The 22,448-nt window shown below is 73.6% G+C and carries 8 protein-coding genes and 1 pseudogene; all 9 read right to left on the bottom strand.

Features of this window, described 5'->3' with window-relative positions; genetic code table 11:
• Positions 1-3 precede the first annotated feature (3 nt).
• On the bottom strand, positions 4-13,788 hold the full coding sequence (locus tag NX794_RS34585; protein WP_258783661.1) for a WXG100-like domain-containing protein: 13,785 nt from the start codon (positions 13,786-13,788) through the stop codon (positions 4-6).
• Positions 13,789-13,836: 48 nt separating this feature from the next.
• The gene (locus tag NX794_RS34580) at positions 13,837-14,208 is read right to left on the bottom strand and encodes a WXG100 family type VII secretion target (protein WP_258783660.1); all 372 of its coding nucleotides are present in this window, start codon (positions 14,206-14,208) and stop codon (positions 13,837-13,839) included.
• A complete protein-coding gene (locus tag NX794_RS34575; RefSeq protein ID WP_258783659.1) occupies positions 14,201-14,632 on the bottom strand; it encodes a YbaB/EbfC family nucleoid-associated protein in 432 nt (143 codons plus the stop codon). Before NX794_RS34575 ends, NX794_RS34580 begins: the two co-directional genes overlap by 8 nt.
• 16 nt (positions 14,633-14,648) lie before the next feature.
• Entirely contained in the window at positions 14,649-16,913 is a 2,265-nt protein-coding gene (locus NX794_RS34570; RefSeq protein WP_258783658.1) for a hypothetical protein, read from the bottom strand.
• 46 nt (positions 16,914-16,959) lie between these two features.
• On the bottom strand, positions 16,960-17,607 hold the full coding sequence (locus tag NX794_RS34565; protein WP_258783657.1) for a hypothetical protein: 648 nt from the start codon (positions 17,605-17,607) through the stop codon (positions 16,960-16,962).
• Position 17,608: 1 nt separating this feature from the next.
• On the bottom strand, positions 17,609-17,899 hold the full coding sequence (locus tag NX794_RS34560; protein ID WP_258783656.1) for a WXG100 family type VII secretion target: 291 nt from the start codon (positions 17,897-17,899) through the stop codon (positions 17,609-17,611).
• A 36-nt stretch (positions 17,900-17,935) separates the two neighbouring features.
• Complete coding sequence (locus NX794_RS34555) at positions 17,936-18,271, bottom strand: WXG100 family type VII secretion target (protein WP_258783655.1); 336 nt, start codon at positions 18,269-18,271, stop codon at positions 17,936-17,938.
• A gap of 120 nt (positions 18,272-18,391) precedes the next feature.
• Positions 18,392-21,496 (bottom strand): right-handed parallel beta-helix repeat-containing protein, encoded by a 3,105-nt coding sequence (locus tag NX794_RS34550; RefSeq protein ID WP_258783654.1) that lies wholly within the window; start codon positions 21,494-21,496, stop codon positions 18,392-18,394.
• Positions 21,493-22,448: pseudogene (locus NX794_RS34545) on the bottom strand (hypothetical protein); the annotation flags it as partial. The pseudogene NX794_RS34545 and the gene NX794_RS34550, both read right to left, overlap by 4 nt.

Genomic DNA, 22,448 nt, shown 5'->3' with positions numbered 1-22,448 from the left:
CCGTCAGGAGGACGTGGCGCCGTCATCGTCGTCCCCGGAGTCGCGCCAGTGGTCCACCTCGAAGGTCACCTCCGGTCCGCGGTCGGGGCCGTCGTCGCGGCGGAGGCCGGAGGCGACGGAGATGGTGAAGGCGCCGGGGTCGGTCGTCGAGCCGCGCTCGCTCAGGAGGGCGGCGACGCGGGCGCGCAGTTCGTCACGGATCGTGGCGGCCATGGCGGCGGTGCGGTCCCGGTCGAGACGCGGGGCGCGGCCGTCGCCGTGGCCGGTCAGCCGGACGGCCGGGAGCGGCAGGCCGTGGGCCAGGTTCCACAGGCCGGTGCGGACGACGTGCTCGGCCAGGTGGTCCAGCTTGTAGCCGGCGGTGTCCGCCATCGCGCCGGACGCCTCGAACGGGATGAACCGGTGTTCGGGCGCGGACACGGCATGGCCGTGCAGGACGACCAGGGTGAGCGGATTCGCCTCGGCCGACGGGTGGTCGGACAGCAGTTCCGCGTGGGACTCGTGCATCGACTCCCCGGGACGCCTGCTGTACGAACGGAAGTACCACTGGGCCTTGCCGTCGATCATCGGGGCGGTGCGCAGCATGACCGTCGCCGCCTGGCTGACCGCGCGGTCACGTTCCGTCGCGGGCGCGCCCCGGTCACGGGCCTCCCGCGCCGCGACCAGCAGATCGGCGAGCCGGGCCCGGGCCTTCAGCATCTCCTGGTGTGCCTCGGGCGCGCCCACGCTCTCCGCGTACCGCACGCGGGCGTGCAGCGTCGTGGCCACCTCGCGCAGCTCGGCGGCGGGGCGCCGCAGGTTCCGCTCGACCGCTTCCCTCATCTCCGCGCGGTTCCTCGTGACCCGGGCGTGGTTCTCCAGGGTGAGCTGTGCCCGGCCGTCCTCGCTGGCCAGGACGACGGACGCGAAGTGGTAGCCGAAGTGCGAGCCGTTGTCGGCGCCGGGCTTGGCATAGTTGACCTCCAGGGTGGGTTTGCCTCCCGGGGTCCGCGCGTTGATCGACTGGACGAGGTATCCCTCCCCCACTTCCGCCCAGGCACCCTCGTTGACGCCGATCCGCCGCGCCGCGTGGGCCAGCGCGTCGCGACGGGGGTCGTCCACCCGCTCGTAGCTGAGCGCGCTGCCGTACGCCCTGCCGGGCATCGGCGCGCCGCCCTGGCCGCCGACACCCCGGGTGTCGCGGGCGATCCGGGCGGCGGCCCAGGCCGGTCCGGTGGCCGCCGGGTCGGTCCGGCCGTCGGCGACCCGGCCGAGGGACCGGGCGAGGTGGTGCGTGCCGGTGACCTCCGCCGTGTCCAGGGCACTGACCTGGGCGGTGACGGCGCGTCCCGGCGGTACCCGGAAGACCACGTGCGAGGCCCGGACCTGGCCGGACACCATCTGCGCGAAATCCCGGCAGGCCTCCTCCTCGGACCGGCCCGACCTGGTCAGGAAGACGGGGGTGACCCGCAGGAGCGGTGGTGTGGGCAGCCCGTCCTCCCGGCGCAGGGTGAGCGAGACCTCGGGATCGACGGCCAGCCGCACCTTGCTCCCGGCGGCGGCCAGCTTCGCGTTGGCGTCGTCGACGGCCCGCTCGGTGGCGTAGGCGTGCTGGCTCAGTCCGCCGGCGTCGACGGCCAGCGTGTGGTCCTCGGAGACCTGGATCTCCGGGTGGGCACCGGCGGGCACCGCGTCGAGTTCCTGGGTGGGCAGGATCAGCGCGGGCGCGTGCGGGTCGGTCGTGGAGACGGGGTGGAAGGCCCCCAAGCGGGTGGCCGGCAGCCGGTGGAAGAGCACGGCGTCCTCGCCGGGAGCCGTGACCGTGTACGCCCTCGTGATCAGGCGCTGGGCCCGGAGGTGTGCGAAGTGGTCAGGGCCCTCCTCCGACGTGGTCGGAGCCCAGCGCGGGTCGGGCCCGGACAGCTCCAGCCGTTCCACCGTCGCGTGGTCGACCCAGGCCTTCTTCAGCTCGACGGTGCCGCCCGACGGCGTCCAGACGCGGCTTCCCGTGGCACGGAACACGGCCTCCGGCAGCCCCTCGGGCCCCTCCGGGAAACCGCGCAGGGCCAGCACGATGTCGGCCCCCGGAGGCCGGAGCGGATCGTCGGCCAGCAGCGCGGCGAAGTCCTCGGCACTGCTCAGCCGGATGTCACCGGCCGGCGTCTCCAGGGTGATGTGGTGTCCCTTGGCACGGGCCAGGACGACATAGGCGTCGTCGTCCCACGGCACGTCGTGCGACCGAGTCTCGCCGTTCTCCCCTCGGACCCGGTACGCGGTGGGGTCGAACCGGGGCCGCCCGGCGCCGCGCCAGTTGCGGCCGTGGTCCAGCGCCGTGTACTCGTGCCGCGCCTGGCGGACCAGCTCCGCGACTTCGGTGGGCGTGCGGTCGGCGAAGGGTGCGGCGGCGGGGGAGCGGGCCGGGGCCACCGGGTCCGGCTCCCCCGAGAGCAGCAGCTCGCGGGCGGCGGTTCCGGTCAGCCCCGGCGCGACGGCGGCCGGGGTCCCGTCGCCGGTGTACGGCAGGTCGCGCAGGACCGGTCCGGACTCGGTGACCTCGGCGATGGCCCGCAGGTACGCGTCGGGTACGTCGATGGAGTCGACGGTCGCCATGACGCCGGCCCGGTCGGTCTGCCGTTCGAGACGGCGGAAGAGCGTCGTGGCGTCGTGGTAGCGGTCGGGCAGGCCGGCGTAGTGCAGCAGCTCGTGCAGCGCGCGGGCGTCGTCCCGTACGCCCTCGTGGGTGCCCAGCGGGAAGGTGAACTGGTCCCACGCGTCGGCGGGTTGGTCGCTCCGGCTGATCTCGACGGCCTCCGGGTGGTCCGGGCGGGGCTCCAGTTCCACGTCGATGTGCAGTTGGTCGCCCGAACCGGGCAGCGCCCGGCCGTCGTTGACGTGTGTGTCGAGCAACGACTGGAGGTGTTCGCGGTAGGCGCCCAGGTCGCCGGGACCGAACCCGGCGCCCAGGCGCACCGGAAGGTGCAGGGACAGGTTGCGGACCCAGCGGCCGTCGTCCGCCTGGATCCGGGCGACGGCGGCCCGCACCACGACGTCCCGTCCGGAGAGCAGCCCGGGTCCGGGACGGCCTGTTGCCGGGTCGAGCGCGGGGTCGTAGCGCTCGGTCCGCAGCACGGCCCAGACCGCTTGCTCGCGCCGCGTCCGCCACTGGTGTGGGCGTACGGGCGCGTGTCCGGCGGTGACCGGGGTGTCCGGGTGCGGGGAGACGGTGATGAGGGCACGCCGCCGGGCCTCCGGCGTGTCCTGCGCGGGGTCCGTGCCGTGCGGCAGGTCGTGGCCGCGGGACTCGGCCGTGAGCGTGAACGCGTCGGACGTGAGTGCCGAGCCCAGCTCCCGCAGGTGGGCGTCGAGGCGCCGGGCGAAGTCCTCGCGCACGGCCTCGGCGCGCGCGGCGCCGACCTGGACCGCCCTGCCGAAGTGCGGCCGGCCCGCCACGGACGCGGTGCCGTACCCGGTGACCAGCACCTCCGGCAGCCCGAGCCCCGCGGCGGAACGCCGGACCGCGTCCCGTGCCACCTCGGCGGCCAGGGCGTCGACGGGGGCGGACTGCCCGGGGCCGGGCGTGGTCGCGTCCTCGTCGGCGAACGTCACTTCGGCCGCCGGCCTCGTCTCCGGGCGCTCCGCCGCCGAAAGCGGGCCGCTGCGGGGCGCGCGAGGAGCGACCTCGTCCGGGGAGGAGCCGCTCGCATGCTGGTGGGAGCCGGGGGCCGCCGCGGGTGCCCGGACCGGTCCGCGGGCCGTCTCGTGGACGGACGGCGCGGTGGGCTCGGCCGGCGTGGACCAGTGGAAGACATGGCCGGTGAGGGTGTGGCGGTCGCCGTAGGGGCCCGCGTCGTCGTGGCCGCGCACCGTGATCCTGACCGGCTGCCGCATCAGGACGGCCGGACCGGTGACCTTGGCCTTGCCGGGTTCCGTGGCGGTCCTGCCGTGCGGGAGCGCCGGGTCGGGGGTGGGCCTGCCCGGGGTGCCGGGCGTACGGCTGACCGGGCGGCCGGAGTCGTGGCTCTGGTCGCGGGCCACGCGCCCGGTGACGAGGGGCACGGTGACGACCGGGTCCTCGGTGAGGACGGCGAAGTCCACGGGCGAGACGCTCCAGTTGTACGCGTTCGTGGCGGTGGTGCCGGACTCGTCCTTGACGGCGACGGAGAGTTCGTCGTCGGCCGCGTCACGACGGCCCAGTTCCTCGGCGGGCCCGATGGCCTCCATCGACAGGGCCACCGAGGTGCCCGGCACCCGGTACACGCTGTCCGGGTCGCCGAGTCGGTGGACCAGGGCGGCCAGCGACTGCCCGGAGAACGTCTGCCGGATCGCGAACTGCTGTTCCGGCGTGAGGCGTTGCTCCTTGCTCAGATCATGCTCGCGGCCGAGCCGGGGATCGGCCGCGAAGGTCTCGATGAAGCGGTTCACTGTGCCCGTCAAGTGCTCGGGCAGGGCCGACCGCGCCGCCCACCGGGCCAGACCGGTTCCCTGCGACAGCGCCCAGGAGTAGTACGCGCCGGTCTGCCCGAGCAGCCCGTCTCCCCAGGGCCGCGGGGTCGCCTGGATCTGGACCGCGGTGTCGTGCAGCGCCTTGGTGTTGTCGAAGCCGATCAGGTCGTGCGCCCCGCGCAGGGTCCGCTGCCAGGCGGCGTGCGCGGCGTTCCCGCGGCCGGCCGTCCGGGCGACTTCGATGCCGAAGGGGTGGAGGGCCGACGGGGCTCGGCGGGCGGTGTCGTCGGGCACACGCGGGTACGGCGGCGCGGTGGCGCTCTCGGCGAGGGACGTGGGCACCCAGGCGGTGGCCTCGTACGGCCCGACCGGCTCCGGGTCCTTCGCCAGACGTACGAAGCGGCCGGTCTCGGTGCGTCGGGTGACGGTCACCTCGAACCGCATACGGGTGGTGAACCGGGCGTTCGTGTCGCCGAACCCGGACGTCTTGTGGCCGACAGTGGTCGTCGCGCCGGACTCGGCGCTGCTGCCCCGGCCGCCCTCGACGGAGGCGGCGGGGGCGAGGGAGGCCGAGTTCAGGTGGTTCACCGGGGGCCGCACGGAAGCCCGCAGGCTGCCTTCGACTCCGAGCGACCACTTGCCCGCGGCCTTGCCCTTGACCGTGTGGGCGGTGCTCACGTCACGGGTCAGGGGCCGGTCGGAGCGGCTGCCGTCGTCGCGCCAGCCGTCGGTGACGGCGCGCACCAGCACCTCGGTGACGACACGTCCGGCGCGCGTGACCTCGACGTGCCGGTCCAGGATGCCGGCCCCGACGAGTTCGTCGTAACGGGCGGCGAGACTGTCCGGCGAGTAGGTGTCGGCGAAGGGCAGCGCCGCGACCGGGACGGTCTCGTCGTCGGTCCCGCGCAACTGCCGGTCGATCTCCCGCAGGACGGCGTCGGTGTCGGGGAGGTCCACTAGGACCCCGCCCGAGACGCCCTGGTCCAGCAGGGTGGCCCGAAGCTCCGGCGGCGTGGCGGACGGCGCCGGCGCCCCGGTGTTCAGCCGGGTCACGTCCTCGTCGGACAGCAGGACGAACAGGTCGTGGTCGTGGCGGACCCGGCGGCCGACGTGCGGCTTCCCGGACGCGTCGGTGATTCGTCCGGCGACGCTCACCTCGGCCCTGGCCCGGTAGACGTGCCAGGTGCCGGTGTGGCTCACCTTGCGCGTGGTGCCGGTCTGCTGCCGGAACGTGTCGGTGCCGTCCCGCTGGCCGCCGCCCTTGACCCTGCCGCCGCCGCGCAGTTGGTAGCCGGTGGTCAGTTGCCCAGCCGGGGTCTCGGGGAAACGGCCGAAGTCCGGTCCGAGGCCCCCCTTGCCGGACAACGACGACTGGTCGGTCACAGTGGTGCCGCCGCTCGCCTTCAGCTCCAGGTCGAGCGTGCCGTCACCGGACAGTGTCTCCTGGTAGGTCAGGTCGAGCAGCCGGGTGCGCACCGACAGGCCGACGGTGTCGGGGGCGCGGCCCTCGCCGACGTGCCGGTCGAGCGTGTTGGTCCAGCCGGAGTGCGACGCCGAGACCAGCCCGGGCAACTGGGCGTGGCCGGCCAACGCGTCCAGCGCCTCGCCGAGTTCGGGGACGCGCGGCTGCCCGTCGGGCTCACGGGACGTGTACGCCTGTTCCAGCGCGGCCCGCGCCTGCTTCCGGAACCCGGCCTCGTCGGCGACGTGCGTGACGGCGTGCAACTGCGGCAGCCGGGCGGGCCGCAGGTAGCGGGGCGCCGAGGCGGAGACCTCCGGCCGCCGTACCTCGACACGCAGCCGCCCGCCGTCCGCGGGGACCACCGGGGTCACCTGGTGGGCGCCGCGCCCCGGGGCATGCCGTCCGTCGGCCAGGGTGGCCGGCGGGTCGCCCGCCCGGTGCGGGCCGACCAGGACGCGGTACGTCACCGGGTAACTGAACGCGTCGGCCGGTCCCTTGTGCTGGAACACGCGCCGGGCCTGTGTCTCGCTGGACGCGACGGTCCCCCGGGACGGGGCGTACGAGCCTTGGACGCCGCCGAGCCCGAACGCCCGTACGCTGTCACTCGGGTTGAGCGCCCTGCGCACGTTGCCGTCGACCGCGAGGGTGTGCTTGCCGCCCCGGGTCACGCCCTTGTCGGCGGCGTGACCGCGGGCCACCGTGTCCTTCGCCGTCGTCGCCACCGCCCCGTCGTGGCGGCCCGCCCCGGTGTCGGCCCCGATCACGACCTCGTACGTGCGGCCGGGCAGCCCCGGCAGATGCGAGGCGTCCAGGGTGATCCGGAAGGTACCGTCCAGCAACCGTCCGCCGTCGGCGCGCAGCCCGGAGCGGGACAGGCGTTCGCGCAGCAGGCGCTGGTTCTCCATGGCCTGCGGGGTGACGCGGCCCGCCGAACCCTCGGGCGGTGGCAGGATGCCGGGGGCCAGTTCCCGTAGCCGGTCGCTGATGTGCTGTTCCAGTTCCGAGGAACCGGGGACGTCGACGAAGGCGGTACGCCGCGCGGTCAGCGGCGCGCGCAGGTTCCCCGGTACCGGACGGGTGCCGGGGGCGGCGCCCGTGGCCGGGCGGGGGCGGACGCGGACGACCTCGCCCGGCCGATCGGCGGGCGGGTTCTCCACGTCGCGCGGGGCCTCGTCCGGCGCGGGCCCGGGGTCGGGTACCGGGCGGACCGCGTGCAGGCCGTCCGCGCCGGGCGACAGACGCTCGCGCAGCACCTCGACCCGGAACCGCACCGCCGTGGTGACCAGGTCGGCCGGGCCCGTGTGCTCCAGGCTGTGCTCCAGCGCGAAGGTCTGCTTGCCCTTCTCCAGGTGCGCCTGGCTGTGCGCGTAGGAGTAGCCGCCGGTGACCGTCAGCCAGGTCGACTCCCCGGTGGTGCCGCTCTGCCACACCCGCCGGGCGCCGCCCGCGTTGAGGCCGAGGCCCCAGGCGGAGGTGTCGGTACGGTCCACGGCGTGCTCGCCGGTCTTCTTGCTGGTGAAGGTGTCCTTGTCGGAGACCGTGCCCTGGTGGTCGGACGTCCCCGGCTCCAGGGTGAGGCGGAGCCAGGCGTGGCCGCCGTCGGAGAGGTCCAGCCGCTTGGAGGTCAGGCCCCAGCCGGCGGCGTGCTCGAAGCCGTCGATCACGGTCTGCGGGGACAGGAACGCGAGGATGTCGTGGTGCGCGGTGCCGTCGGGGCGCCGCTCGCGCGGAAGACGGCGGAAGACGTCCTCGTGCAGCGCGCTCAGCCCGGTGACGTCGAGCGGCCGGCCCTCCGCCCGGGTGGGGCGGTCGCTCTCCCAGCCCTGCCAGCGGGCGGCCGGCCCATCCGTCCCGTCCGCCGCGTCCGTCTCCGGGCGGGTGATTTCGGCCGTCACCTCGGCGGTGATCGGTTCGCCGTCCGGGCGGGACAGCGGTTCACCGTCGGGGCCGATGACGTCCGTTTCGTAGTGGAAGCGGGAGACGTAGGGGTCGGTGGGGCCGGTGAGCGTGCTCTTCGTACCGGTCTCGGAGGCGGACTGCACGGAGGTGTCGGTCGCGTGGGTGGCGCCGCCCGCCTTGACGGAGGGCGTCACCACGGTCAGCCGGTCGTCGTGGCCCGCGACCGGGCGGATCACGGTGGGGGACAGGTCGAGGCCCGCGTCGGACGTGGTGAGGGAGGTCTTCTTCGGCTCGGCCTCCTGCCTGGCCTCGGCGGACCGCTCGAACCCCGTTCCGTCCTTCTCCTCGTCCGGTGTGCGCTCCGATGCCAGGTGCCATGCGTCCGGCCGGGCGGTCAGCACCACGTCGTGCGGGGCGCCGCCCACCAGGAGCCGGAAGCGCCAGCCACCGTTGACCATCTGGTCGTGCCTGGCCCGGAAGGCGGCCGGGTCGAACTCCGCGTCGAGTCTCTGCACGACCTGGCGGTCGGCGCGGTGCGCGGGGGGCAGCGTCTGGAGCACGCGTTCACGCAGGGCGTCGGGGCCGGGGGCGCCGGTGATCCTGATCCCCGCGAGCGACTGCTGGTGCCTGCCGCGCAACTGGGCGGGCGGGCCCACGGGTGGTTCGGGGGAGGGTTCGCGGGCGGGCGCGGCGTGGTCGACGGGATCGTGGGGGGCGGGGTCGTCGGTGGGGTGGGCGTCGTCGCCCGGTGGTCGCGGGGGCTCGGGGGCGGCCTCGGGTTCCGCCGCCAGCGGGGCGGGCTCGGCGACGGCGTCCTTGAGGATGTCGGCGGGAGCGGCCGCCGGCTCCGGGACCGGCAGCTCGGGCTCGCCGGGCGGTACGGGGCTCGACGTCTCGGCCTCGTGCGGCGGGAGGACGGGGGAGTCGGCGCGGGGCGGTGCCACCGGGTCGGTCGTCGGCTCGGGTTCGACGGCCCGGGGTTCCGGCTCGGGTTCGACGGGTCGAGGTTCGGGTTCGGGTTCGACGGGCCGAGGTTCGGGTTCGGGCTCGACGGGCCGAGGTTCCGGTTCGGCGGGACTCTGCTCGGGCTCGGCGAGCTTCTGCTCCGGTTCGGCGACTGTCGGTTCCGGGTCGGTCCGGCTTGCTTCCGGCTTCGGTCCGGTGAACCGGAACTCCGGTAGCGCGTGCACGAGTTCGACGTCGTTGATGTCGGGGCGGAAACGCAGCAGGGGCTCGCCGCCCTCCTGGTGCGACTCCACGATCTTGCTGAAGATGCCCTTGCTGAAAGGCGTGGACGGCTCCCAGTCCATGTGCGCCCCGTGCATGACGGCCATGTCGTTGGCCATCATGTGCTGCACGACCTCCGTGTACCGGTCGCCCTTCAGCCGCGTGCCGCCCGGCGTGCTGATGTCGAACACGTCGTGGTCGCCGGTGATCTCCCTCCACTCCCCCTGACCGTCCCGGCCGAACACCAGACCGTCCTCGACCTTGAACCGGTCCTCGGCCCGGAGCCGGGCCATGACCGGCGCCAGCGTCTCGAACTCCTCCGTGCGCTGGTCGTACCGGGACCCCAGCCGGCTCCAGGCCGACTCGTCGAGGTTCCCGCGGTCGGGCAGCACCGGCCGGAAGTACCCGATCAGACCCCGGTGTTCGGCCTTGGCGCCCAGCAGGACGTCCAGGTCGTTGATCGATTTGGCCTTGATGTCCTTGGGCTTCGGCAGCTTGCCCTCTTCGAGCCACCGGACCGCCGTCGGGTTGGTCGGCCGGACGTCGATCCTGAGGTTGTGACCGGCCGCGACCTGCTGGAACTTGCGGTAGTTGGCGCTCGGCATGCCGTAACGCGAACTCGCCTCGGCCTCCGTCACGCCCGTGGACGGCGGTTGCGGCTGAGCGGTGCCGTCGTCCGACTGCGAGCCAGCACCGTCCGCCAGCGGGGCGCGCGGCATGACCTCGTCGCCGCCCTGCGGCTGCTGCGCGGCCTGCCATTGGGCGTATTCGGCCCAGGCGTTGTACTCGATGGTGCGGCGCGTATGCCAGACGTTCTGGAGGTGCGGCAGGTACACGTCGACGAAATGGGCGTACATGGCGACGGGGCCGCCGGGATAGTTCACCGGATCCTGGTTCAGGAACTGGTCGAAGTACGCCAGGTACGCGTCGACGTCGGCCCCGGCGAGCCGGTTGCGCTCCGGGTGCAGCCGTATCGCATCGGCCACTTGGCGGTACTTGCGCCGCACCGCCCGCAGCCGGTCGGCGTCGAACTCCGGCTGCCCCTGGCGGTGCCCCGTGAGATCCAGGTCGGCGCGGATGCGCTCCAGGTCCGTGTAGGCGAAGCCGCGCTCCTTGGCATACGCCTGGACGGGCTTGCGGTACGGCGAGGTCGGGTCCGGCGGCTGGTACGTGCCCACCAACTCGGGCTTGTCCTGGAATGGCTTGGAATATCTCCCCGAGGCGGTCGGCGGATCCGTGACGACGGTGCGCTCGTACCCGGGAGGCAGGCCGCCCTTGCGGGTCCGTCCGCCAAAGCTCTCGTGCCACGCTTCCATGCGCCGTGCCCCGGTCGCGTCCCCCTCCTCCAGGTAGCGGACCGGGTGGCCGATCAGGGCGACGGCCTCCAGGTTCCCGGAGCGGAAGCCGACGTGCTGCACGCCGTGCTGCCGGTGCAGATGGTCGTACAGCCGGAACTGGCCGGTGCGGGTATCGCCGCCCCAGGGGGCCAGCCCGCCGGTGTCGCCCCGCCAGAAGCCGGTGAGCTGGTGGATGTTCTCGTTGCCGAGTTCGGCACGCATCTCCCGGACCAGCTCGTCCCACTTGCCGGCCTTGGCCGGGTCGGGATGCGGGTCTCCGGTGATGATCACCGCCTTGTAGTCGCCCGCCAGGTTCCGCAGGAGTTGGCGCGTGCCCTCGAAGCTGGTGTCGTGCTCCATCCGGCCCCGCAGGTCCGACCATTGCATGGCCTTGCCGGTGAAGCGCGACCACAGCACCAGGACGGACTTCGTCTTGTCCTCGGGGATTCGCACACCCCGGCCGGCAAGCCACTCGGTGATCTCCGTGTCGTGGAGGTCGTCCAGCTGCCACGCGTCGCGGATGCTCGACCGCATCGACTCGGAGAAGTTCTCGGCGACGTAGTCGGTGCCGCTGGTGACGCCCCACAACTCCTTTATCTCGTGCATCTCTTCAAAGTCCTTGTCGATCCTCCAGTGCTCCACGGCGATCCGGTGGGCCTCCTGGTTCAGCAGAGGCCAGACATGGTGCTTTTCCAGGCTGGGGACGTCCAGCATCCAGATGCGGTTCGGATGGATGCCGCTTTCCCGGTAGAAGGCCCTGATGGCCTCGGACTTGTCCAGCACCGGGTCGTGTCCGGGGGAGCCGGGGCCGGGACCGCGTGCGATGAGGACATGTGCCTCGCGCTCGCTGAGCAGTGTCGCGAGGATGCCGAACTGGTCGCCGGACGCGTAACCGGGCTGCATGATGAGGGAGTTGTCGGGCTGGTGGACCTTCTCCTGCTGGGAACGGTACGTCCGCGGTGCCACCGCCGTGGCGGTCCGTCCACCGTCCGCGACGGGGCGGAGACCGCGGCTCCTGCCCAGGGGGTCGGAGACCGGGTCCACCCAGGTGTGGCGGCGGTCGTGGCGCTCGGCGCCCTGCCAGGCCCGGGCCCACTCCTCGTCGTGCGGAAGCGGCCCATCCGGCATCGGGCCCTCGGCGCGCCCGGTACCGGTCCCCTCGCCGAGGTCGCCGACCAGGGTGCCGATCAGCCGCAGATGGCGGTCGCGCAGTCCGGCCTGCCGCAGGCCCTCGGGCGCGGCGGCCCGGTAGTTGCCTTGCAGGCTGCCCTCGACGGCCGGGCGGTGCGGGGTGGTCTCGTCGCGGTACTCGTCGCGCAGGCCGATCTGGTGGCCGATCTCGTGCGCGAAGTCGACGGGTTCCGCGTCCGGCCACCACGACCGCTGGTCCATGGCCCGGTCCCGGCCGACCAGGTCGACCGTCAGGTGCGGCTCCTCGCCGGGGCGGGCGCGCAACACGGTGACGTGCAGGCGGTCACCGCCGGGGAGGCGGTAGCCGGGGTCGTTGAGGAACTGCCTGACACCGTCGGACATCCGGTTCCACACGGCGTCGGTGTCGTTGCCGTGTCCCCGGCCGCCGTCGCGGAACGCCACCCGCACGGTCAGGTCGGTGACTTGCTCGCCCCGGTAGGTGAATCGCCGGGCCTCGAAGGCGGAGCGGACGACGAAGCGCGGCGTACGGTCCAGCTGCATGCGGGGTGCTGGGTCCGGTCCGGTGGGGGGCGGGGTGGGGCCGGGATCAGGGGACGCGGTCCTGGTCGGGGGCGCGGTGTCCGGCCCGGCCTGCGCCGAGGTGCTCGCCGTCGCGTCCGGCGGGGGTGCGTCCCGGCCGGGGGCGGTGGTGGACTCCGTGCCGATGCTCTCGGGGCCGGTCGCTGTCGCTGTCGCCGTGGCGGTGCTCGTGCCGCGCGGCGCGGCCCCGGTGCTGGTCCCGGTCTTCGGGGAGCCCGCGGTGGACTCCGTCGTCTTGGCGGCCGAGGGCCCGGTCTCGGTACGGACCGATGCCTTGGGCGCCGCGGTGCCGGCACGGGCGCCGGTGTCGACACCGCGTTCCGCGCCCGCGCTCACCGTGGACGGGCGCCCGGTCCCGGGTGCGGTGCCGGCGGAACCGCCGGCGGTCGTGGCGGGGCGGCTCACGTTCGCCGCCGTGGTGCCGGGCCCCATACCACCACCGGCGGTGCTCCGTGTCGGCGCGGTGACCGCCGTCCCGGTGCGGGTCGCGGCCGGACCGGTGGCGGTGGACGTCGTGCCGCCCTGCGCCGGGGTGAGGGTGGTCGCGAACCCGGGCAGTCCCTCGTCGTGGCGGGCGGCACCGGTGCCGGACGTGGACGTGGACGTACCGTCGGCAGTCTCCCGCCCGGCGCCGGAACCCCCCTCCCGGACCGCGCCGTCGCTCACCTCACTGGTGTGGCGGCCCACCCCGGACGCGGTCCCGGAACGGCTCTCGTGCCCGGCCGAATGCGGGTGCCCGGTGCCGCTCACCCCGTTCGTGCCCGTCGTCGCGGTGTCCTTCGCCGCCCCCGGGAACGTGACTGTGTCGGACAGCTCCGCCTTCTCGGCCGACAGCAGTCCCGGCAGGTCGATCTTCAGCGCGTCGGGCAGGTTCACATGGACGGGGTCCACCTTGACCGTGTCCCCGGTGCCGCCGAAGCGCCGCTTGCCGCCGCCGCCCAGCGCGCCCAGGGCGCCCGCGCTGATGGACGAGCCGAACTCGTCCGCGCCGCTGTGGTAGATGCCGTACATGATCCCGGCGGTGCCGAGGCCGGTGGCCGCGCCGAGGACGCCCTTGCCGAACAGGGAGTGCGCGAACCTCGGTGCGATGACACCGCCCGCGCCGAAGAAGAGGCCGCCCATGGCGCCGCCGATGGCGCCCGACACCACGGCGGAGACGGTGTTGTCCGTGGACCACTCGGTGCGGTCGCCCTTGAGGATCTGGATGGTCTGGACGGCGACGTCGAGACCGACGTTGAGGGCGACACCGGTCGCGACGGAGATGAGCAGGCGGCGCAGGATCATCTTCACGGCGACGCGGGCCGCGGTGACGGCGGCCGGGATGACCTCGGGCGCGAAGAACGCCCACTCCGCGATCTGCGCGGCCAGCAGGATGAGCTGCCCGAGGATCATGTACTTGGAGTACTCGACCTGGACGGCGGTGTGCTTGCCGAGCTTGCCCAGCTGGCCCGCGGATTCCGCCATCTCCGGCAGGCTGGACTCCAGTTGTGTGACGAAGGACCGGAACTCGTCCGCGACCTGGCCGCCCACGCTCTCCAGGACCCCGTTGCCGGACGCGCCGATCTGCCCGCTGATGCCCTTGAGTTCCTGCGCGGCCTCCTGCCACGCCTGGCCGAGGGCGTGCAGGTTGTCCTCGTCGCCCTTGGGCCAGGCCTGTCCGACCGCGAGCCGGGCCACCCAGGCCAGCTCGGGGGGCATCTCGACGCTCATCCGGTGCCGTGTTCCTCTGTCGTGCCGTGGTTCTTCGTCGGGCGGGGTTCAGCGCCGGGTGCGGTGCGGCGACGAGCCCTGCGCCGTCCCGGAGTCGGTGGCGGGAGTGAGGGCGCGCAGGGTCTCCACGTTCTGCTCCTCGGTCTGCCGGAACCCCTTGGCCATCGTCCGGATGCCGTCGACGGTGCTGTCCAGCACGGTGCCCGCGCCGGTGATGCCCGCGCTCAACTGCCGCTTCGGCTCGGCGTACTGCTCCAGGAACTGCCGTCCGCTCTCGTCGTCGCCCCAGCACGCGCCGAGGGCCTCCAGGCGGCCGTCCAGTTTCGTGGCCACGGACCTGATCCGCGCGGCCAGTTCCTGCATCTGCGGGGCGGCCTGGTCGAGCCGGGCGGTGTCGACGGAGAAAGTGCCGTCACTCATGGGTGTCTCCCTGGAAGCCGTGATCGACGTAGTCGCGTACGGAGTCCGGCATGACCGGGTCCTCGGGCAGTACGGCGCCGGGATCGACCTGGCCCCGCAGCAGGTCGGGTACGGTCACGCCGGACGGGAGCCGGTCGGCCAGCACCGCGGCGACGCCCTCCAGGGCCTCGGACCTGGCCTGCCGAAGTGTGGTGAGCAGCACGTCGGCCAACTCCTTCGGCGCCATGCGGCGGTAGGCGCCGGTGGGGAACTCGATCGCCGTGACGTCACCCTGGGCGCCGACGGTGATCCGCACCGTCTGCCGCGCGGCCGTCACGGTCGACGTCGTCTCGTTGATCCGGCGCCGGGTCTCGGCGGCCTCGTCGCGCTGACGGCGGTACTGGTCCAGCAGGTCCTCGATCTGCTGGTCGTACGGGCTGGGCATGGGAATCCGACTCCTCTCAGAAGGTGGTGGTGGCGGAGTCGCCGGGTACGGCGCCCCAGGTGCTCCCGTCCTGGACCAGCAGGTCCGCGGCACCCCGGGCGGCCGGCTCCTCCTCGGGCTGCTCAGGTTCCCCGGCATCCTCGGGGGCCTCGGGTTCGGGGCCGCCGTCGCCGCAGAAGGCCATCCCCGGGACACCGGCGCCTGTCGTCCCGGCCGGCCCCGCCGTACCGGTGCGGTCCGGCTGCCAGGTGGTACGCGGCTCGGCCGACACGCCACGCTCGTCCGTACCGGCGTCCTCGGCCCGCTCACGTTCACCGGGCAGGGCCCACAGCAGGGGGACGAGCGCGCCGGCTCCGGTCTCCCAAGCGGAGAAGTCCTCCTCGCCGTCGTCGGCCACCGGCTGCCGGACCACGGCTTCGGCGTCGTCCGGAGGCAGCGGCATCGGCAGTCCCTCGGACCAGACCGACACCGAGGCGGGCGCGGCATCCGTGCTCGCGGGCGCCGTACTCTCCTCGTCGGCCGCGCGTCTCGTGCCGCTGCGGGCCGTCGGCCCGGGTGTGCCGAAGCCCGGCAGGTACGGCACCCCGGGCAGGGCTCCCGTGGGCGAGCCGGCCTCGTCGTCACCGGCCTCCTCGTCCACATGCCAGGGCTCGGCGCTCGGGTCGAGCAGCCCGGAGGCGTCGGAACGTTCGTTCGCGCCGTCCCGGCCCGCGCCCGCCGCGCCCGCACCGCCCATGCCCGGCAGGTACGGCATCCCGGCCGTGCCCAGGCCCTCGCCGCCGGCCGCCGCGCCCTCCGCCGAGCCGACCTCGTCGCCGCCGGGGACCTCCTCGCCCTCCCACGGGTCCGCGCTCGCGTCGAGCAGCCCCGAGGCGTCCGTCGGCTCGGCCGACAGACCGGCGCCGCCGGACCCGGTACCGCCCATGCCGGGCATGTACGGCATCCCGGAGGACGTCGCCACCTGCGCGGGCGTGGCCGAACCGGTGGACAGGCCGTCGGTGAGGCCCTCGTCCAGCCCGCCGGTCAGGCCGTCGCCGATACCGTCATTGAGCCCGGTGTCGCCGAAGGCGGCCGGATCGGCCGTGGACAGTCCGTCGAGGCCGCTCGGCTCGCCCGTCCCCAGACCACCGCTGCCGCCGAGACCGGCCAGGCTCCCTAGGCCCGGGAAGGAGACCGGGTTCAGCGTGCTGTCGAGAGCCGCCGGGTCGAGGGCCGCCGGGTCGAGACCGTCGAGACCGAGGTCGTCCAGCCCCTTGCCTTCGAGTCCGGACGTGTCGAGTCCGGGCGTGTCGAGTCCGGGCGTGTCGAGTCCGGAGGTGCCGAGCCCGGATGTGCCGAGTCCGGAGTCGTCCAGCCCGGACAGGTCGCCAGGATAAGGGGATACGCCGCCGGACGTGTCCAGGGCGGCGAGGTCCCCGACGTCCCCGATGCCGTCGCCCGTCCCGATCCCCTTGTCCAGGCCGGTGTCGAGCCCGGTGTCCGGGAAGCCGGACAGGTCCGACAGGCTTCCGGTGTCGCCGGGACCGTTGCCGATCCCGCCGTCGAGGTCGCTGAGATCGGGGCCCGTCAGACCCTCGTCGTTCCCCGGACCGTTCGGGTTGTCCGTCGGCGAGGTCACCGGGGTGGGGTTCACGATCGCGTCGGACGTGACCTGGTAGGAGTGCGCCAGGCTCTTGAGCACGGCGCGCATGTCCGCGGTCATCATCGCGACGAGTTCGGGCTTCTGGCTGATCGGGATCAGCCCGTTGGACATCGGGGTGAGCCCCATGGCGACGGCCTGGTCCGCGTACCAGGTGTCGATCTCCGCGAGCTTGTTCTGCGCGCTCTGGAAGGCGACCGCGTTGTTGGCGAGCTGGTGGGGGATGGAGTGGTCGCCGGTCGAACCCCCGGACAGCACCTCGGCGTTGGCCTTCACCTGGCGGGAGAAGTTGGTCATCATGTCGAGGAAGGCGTCCGCCGCGCTGCCGCCCCAGGGGCCGTTCTCACCCGCGAGCGCTTTGGCCTGGTCGACCAGGCTCTTGGTGACACCCTCCAGGACCCGCTGGACGTGGTAGAAGGCACCGGCCGCGTCCAGGAGCGACTGCGGGTCGGCGATGGAGCGGGCGTGGGTGATGTTGGCATCGGTCGCGACCCCGGACGACATGCCGTAGACGGCCGCCTTGATCTGCTTCCAGTCCCAGTTCTCGTAGTCCGTGACGCTGCCCTCGGACGAGCCGTCGGGATTGCCGAAGATCGTCCCGTCATCGCCCTGGTGGAAGCCGCCGCTGTTGTAGTCCGGCACTTACGCCCTTCCGTGTGCCACCGATCCGTACCCCGGGAAGACCGCGTCAGGCGGTCGTGGTGTGGTTGTCGGGGCCCGTACTCGTGTTCGTGTTCGTGTTTCCGGTGCCGGTGGTCATGCCGCTGCCGCCGTTGGACGTCATCATCGTGTTGAAGTCGGCGGTGGTGGTCGTGAAGGCGTCCGCGAGGTCCTGGGCCGTCATGTTGTTGGCGTCCTCGGTCGTGCTGTACTTCCGGCTCAGCGCCTGCACACCGTCCCGCAGGTCCGTCAGGCCCCGCACCAGGGCCGAGAGGGCGTCGTCGTAGCTCTTCTTCAGACCGCCGTCGGCGTTCGGCCCGTTGACCGTCTTCCGCATGACGTTGGCGTGGTAGAACGCGCCCGGCGCCACGGAGACGTCGTCCAGCCCGGTGGCGGCGTCGCGCACCGGCTGGATCATCAGGCCGATATTGGAGGCGAACAGGTCCATCGACGGCGTGCTGACCGAGGTTCCGTTGTGTCCGTCGCCGCCGGGCACCGGGGGAGGTACGAAGGGGTGCGCGTCGGTGAGGATGCTCGGATCCCGTGAGACGTCGGTACCACCGTGGTAGTGGTGGTCGTCGCCGGAACCGGTGGTGCTGCCGGTGGTCTCGTGACTGCCGCTGTCGCGGCTCTCGTCCGACTCGTCGTCGGCGCTGTCGGCGTCCTGCCTGGCCATGTCACTGCTCCCAGAGGCTCACGCCATGCCGTTCGCCCGCGTAGTACGACTCGTTGATGTGGCCGAGGGAGTTGGTGGCGTTCTGGGCCTGGGTCACCATGTCGCCGGCGGCGGCGTCCCACTTGGCCTTGGCGACGTCGTAGGTGGCGCGGGCGTCGCTGGTCCACTCGCTCAGGTGCACCTTGGCGCTGTCGTCCAGGTCGGTCAGCGCCGCCTGGATCTTCCCGCTGATGGCGGTCATCTCACCGACCACGTACTCGATCTGGTTCATGTTGACGCTGTACGTAGGCATGGGAGTCGCTCCTCGTATCTGTGGGGGGTGGGGGGTCTAGAAGCCGGGCAGCGGGGTCGACATGCTCTTGTGGAGCTGGTTGGCCGTGTCCGTGGTGCTCTGGTGCGTGGTGTCGTAACTGCCGGTGTTGGCCTCCAGCTTCTGCAGCATCAGGTCCAACTGCTGCTTGACGGTGCCGAAGTCCGTCAGCCAGGTGTCCATGGCGCTCTGGAAGGTGCTGGCGGCGTCACCGGTCCAGCCGGACCGCAGTGCGTCGATCTGCCCCTGCATCTGGGTGTAGGTGGTGTTGACCTCGTCCAGGGCGGTACGGAAGCTGCCCTGGGCGATCCGCATGCCCGAGGTGTCCACCGAGGTGTTCGTGTTGCCGGCCATGGGCGTTCCTTTCGTGCGGGAGTGTTCGTCGTAGCTGATGGTGGCCCGGTGTCAGGACCGTCCCGCACCGGATGCCGGACTCACTGCCCGACCGGCCGTGAATCCTTGCCCGTTCGCCCCTCAGGACGACACCAGCGCTTCCGGCAGCGGGAGTTCGCCGGTCAGGTCCTCGACGGCGAGGACCGGGCCGCCCGCGCGGGCCGCGATCCGGTCCGCCAAGCGGTGCGCGCCATAGGCACCGTGGGCCGGGTCCTGCGCCGCGAGTGCCGCGAGGACGGCGTCCGGCACGTCGTGGCCGAGTACCGTGAGCCGCCGCCGGGTCAGCTCCGCGAGGCCCGCGCCGGTCCACGCGGGCAGCCGCAGGTAGTCGGCGAAGGCCCCGGCCAGCTCGGTGTGGGAGCGCAGCAGTTGCATCAGGCGCGGAGCGCTGCCCGACAGCACGAGTACGGCGCCGTACGGATCACGCGCGGCGGCCCGCGCTGCCAACGCCGCGAGCACGGCGTCCCGTTCGGTGTCCGGACGGGACTCGAAGGCGAGGTCGGCCTCCACCACCAGCAGCCCGCCCGCCGCACGGCGGAACACGTCAGCGAGGTACGAGCGCGGCTGCGCGGCCCAGCGCGCCGGGACCTCGGAGAGGGGTACGTGCGTGAGCGCGCCGGACGGGACGATGCCCAGTTCCGCCAGGGCCCTGCCGTACGCGGCGGCCACGGCCCGGCGACCGCTGCCGGGCGCCCCCTCCAGGACGACGTCCGCGAGCCCCGCGGTGCCGTGCCCCAGCTCGACGAGCGTGGCCAGGCGCGCCGCCAAGGCTTCCGTCACCGGGCCGAGGCCGCTGAGGGCGGCCAGATGACGGGCGGCGGAGGGGGCCGGGGCGGGCGACCTCGGTTCTGTGGTGGAGGGCGTTGGTTCCGCGGCGGCCGCCGTGGTGGTCACGGGTGCTGCGGTCGGCGCCGGCGCCGGCGATTGCGGTGCCGGTGTGACATCCGCGGCCGTCAGCAGGCTCAGTTCCCTGTCGTGCCCGGGCGGCCGCGTGGCCAGCCGGGAGGCCTGAGCGCTGATCATCGTCTCGAAGACCTGCCGGGCCACCCGGCCGTTGCCGAAGGTGGGACCCTTGGGAACCTCCACGAAGTAGCGGGACAGGGCCTCCAAGGCGTCGTCGGACAGCTCGTAGTAGTGCTTGGCGCACAGCCCGCGGACGATGGTGACCAATTCCTCGGGAGCGTAGTTCGGGAACTCCACCGTGCGGGCGAAACGGGACGCCATGCCGGGGTTGGAGGCGAGGAACCGGTCCATGTGCTCGGAGTAGCCCGCCGCGATGACGACGATCTCGTCGCGGTGGTCCTCCATCAGCTTCATCAGGGTCTCCACGGCCTCCTGACCGAAGTCGGGACCGGTGCCCCGCGACTGGTTGGTCAGCGTGTACGCCTCGTCGATGAAGAGCACCCCGCCCAGCGCCCGGGTGAAGACCTCCGTGGTCTTGATGGCCGTCCCGCCGATGATCTGGGCGACCAGGTCGGCACGGGCCACCTCGACGATATGGCCCTCGCTGAGGATCCCCAGCTCGGCCAGGACCGCCCCGTACAGGCGGGCCACCGTCGTCTTGCCGGTGCCCGGCGGACCGGCGAACACCAGATGGCGGCTCATCGGCGGCATGGGCAGGCCCATCTCGGTGCGCCGCCGGGTCATCTTGTTGAGGTTGATCAGCCCGGTGACCTCCAGCTTGACGCTCTCCAGGCCGACCAGCGCCTCCAGTTCGGCCAGGGGCCCGGTCTCCACGCGGGCGGCATCCGCGTCCCCATCCGGTCCCGCCGTACCCGCGATCTCCCGCTCGCCGCCGCCCCGGCTGTCGGCGCTGTCACGGGCGTTGTCCTGGACGACACAGTTGCTCAGCTCGGTACGGGCGTCGGCGTGGGCGTTCACGCCGTGCCCACGCGCGCCGGTCATCCGGCATCCCACGGCGGTGAACGAACCACCCGCGAGCACCTGCACGGCGTCGCCCGCCGCCCCGGTGAACTCGGTGTCGTGGGCGGTCAGTTCCGCGTCCTCGCCCACGACCGCCCCGCACGCGCGCAGCACGGAGCCGGCCACGAACACGCTCGCCGACCCGGCCAGCGCCAGCCCCTGGCCACCGCCGCCCACACCGATCTCGGCGTCCCGCAGGGTCAGCCGGGCGCCGCCCTGCGCCCGCACCCCGGCGCCCCCGGCGCCGCTGACGACGAGCCGCTCCAGTTCGGCCGCGCCCCGGTCGGCGGCCTGCACCGCGGCAGTGGCGGCGTCCCGGACGACGAGCCCCGTCGCCGTGACGGCGGTCTCCGCGCCGCTGACGTGCAGCCCGACCGGGGTGCCGGTGATCTCGCAGTCCTCCAGCCGGGGCCGGGCGCCCCCCGTGACCTGGATGCCGCTGCGGGCCACACCGGTGACCGTGCAGCCCCGCAGGTGGGGCGCCGCGCCGTCGGCGATGTGCACGGACTGGCCGGCCGAACCGGAGAAGGCGCACTCGGTGAGCGTGGTCTCGCCCCGGCCGGCGAGATAGGCGTCCAGGGTGGCGCTGCCCGTCACCGTGACCCGCAGCAGGGCGGCGCGCGCCTCCTGCTCCACGGCGACGGCCGGCTTGCCACTGCCGGTGACCGTGGTGGTCTCGACGGTCGCCGAGGCGTTGCCGTTGACGCAGACGCCGTTGCCCCGGGGGCGGTCCAGGCGGCAGTCGCGCACGTCGAGCCGGCCGTGCTCGGCGACCACGACCGCCGAGGACCCGGCCTCCACGACCTCGGTGTCCGCGAGCACGTTGCCGCCGCGCGAGGTGACGACGACGCCCGCGCCGTGCGGGTTGGCCACCCGGCAGCCACGGGCGGCGACGGTGCCCTCGTTCCAGGCCAGTACGGCGGTCCAGGCCGCGCCCTCGATCCGGCAGCCGTCCAGCGCCGACTGACCGCGCCGCAGGTCGAGGACCGGGGCGTCCCGGTCCGCGCCCGACAGGTCGAGGCCGGACAACTGCACCGCCTCCGCGTCCACCACGACCGTGCTCCCGGAGGACGCGTGCACCCGTACGGAACCGGCGCCGCCCTCGGCGGCCAGGGTCACCGGCCTGACGATCTCCAGCGCCTCCTCGTAACGGCCGGCGGCGATCGTGATCAGCGCCCCCTCCGCGGCCTCCGCCAGCGCGCCGGCGATCGTCCGGTGGGCGCCCGGGCGGTCGGCTGAGACCAACAGGACCTGCCTGCTCACGGCTTGGCTCCTTCTGTGCGGACCGCCTGCGGGGTGACGATCAGTCCGGGCGGGTCGGCGCTCTCGGCGGCGGCGTCGGTGCCGGCCTTCTCCAGCGCGTCCAGGATCTTCTCCAGCCCCTTGACGGCGATCTCGTCGAGCTTCGCCCGTTGCGGGTCGGCCCGGCCGTCCCCGGTGCTCTCGGACGGCGACAGCTCGCGCATCAGCACCGTGGAACCCTCGGCGCGCAGCACCTTGAAGACGGTGCCGGGCAGGAACAGCACCCGGTCGCGGACGGCCGGGTCGAGCGACGTGGTGCGGCGGGCGGTCATCGACCAGATCAGGATGTCGGTGGCGTCGGCGGCGGCGCTGCCGCGCGGGCCCGGGTGCAGGGACGTACGGGCGTGGCAGAAGGCCCACTCGGTGACCGCTCTGCCCTCCCGGTACCAGGCGCGTTCCGCCTCGCCGAGCCGGGTGCGCAGCAGGGCGGGCCCGCGGTAGGAGGGCAGCCGGCGCAGCCCGGCCGTCACGCAGCGCGCCAGCGGCACGTGGGGTCCGGCCGTGGCCTCGCGCACGGCCGCGTCGGCCCGGCGGCTGTCGCCGGACAGGTACAGGCGGACGGCGACCAGTTCGGTGAGCGCGTCCGCCGCCTCCGTCCGGGACCGGCCGCGCAGCCCTGGCGACTCCGACATCACCCGCGAGACGAAACCGGCCTGAGCGTGGTACCGCTCGTGCAGGGTCCGGCGTACCCAGTCCCGCTCCTGTGCGATGCCCCGCTCGGGCGGCAGCGCACAGGCCGAGGCCCGCGGCACGGGCTGCACCCGTACGTCCGGCACCGCGTCCGGCCGTGCCGACGGCACCTCGGCGACGTCCGGGGCCGGGGCCGGTACGGGTACGTCGATGTCGCCGGTCTCCGTCACGGGCACGGCGGACTCCAGCCGGAACCGGGGGGTGGCGGGCCGCACCGGCCGCT

Source organism: Streptomyces pyxinicus, from assembly GCF_024753135.1.
Classification (GTDB): Bacteria; Actinomycetota; Actinomycetes; order Streptomycetales; family Streptomycetaceae; genus Streptomyces; species Streptomyces pyxinicus.
Note: the sequence above shows the minus strand (reverse complement) of the source record. Positions and strands in the feature narration are given on the sequence as shown.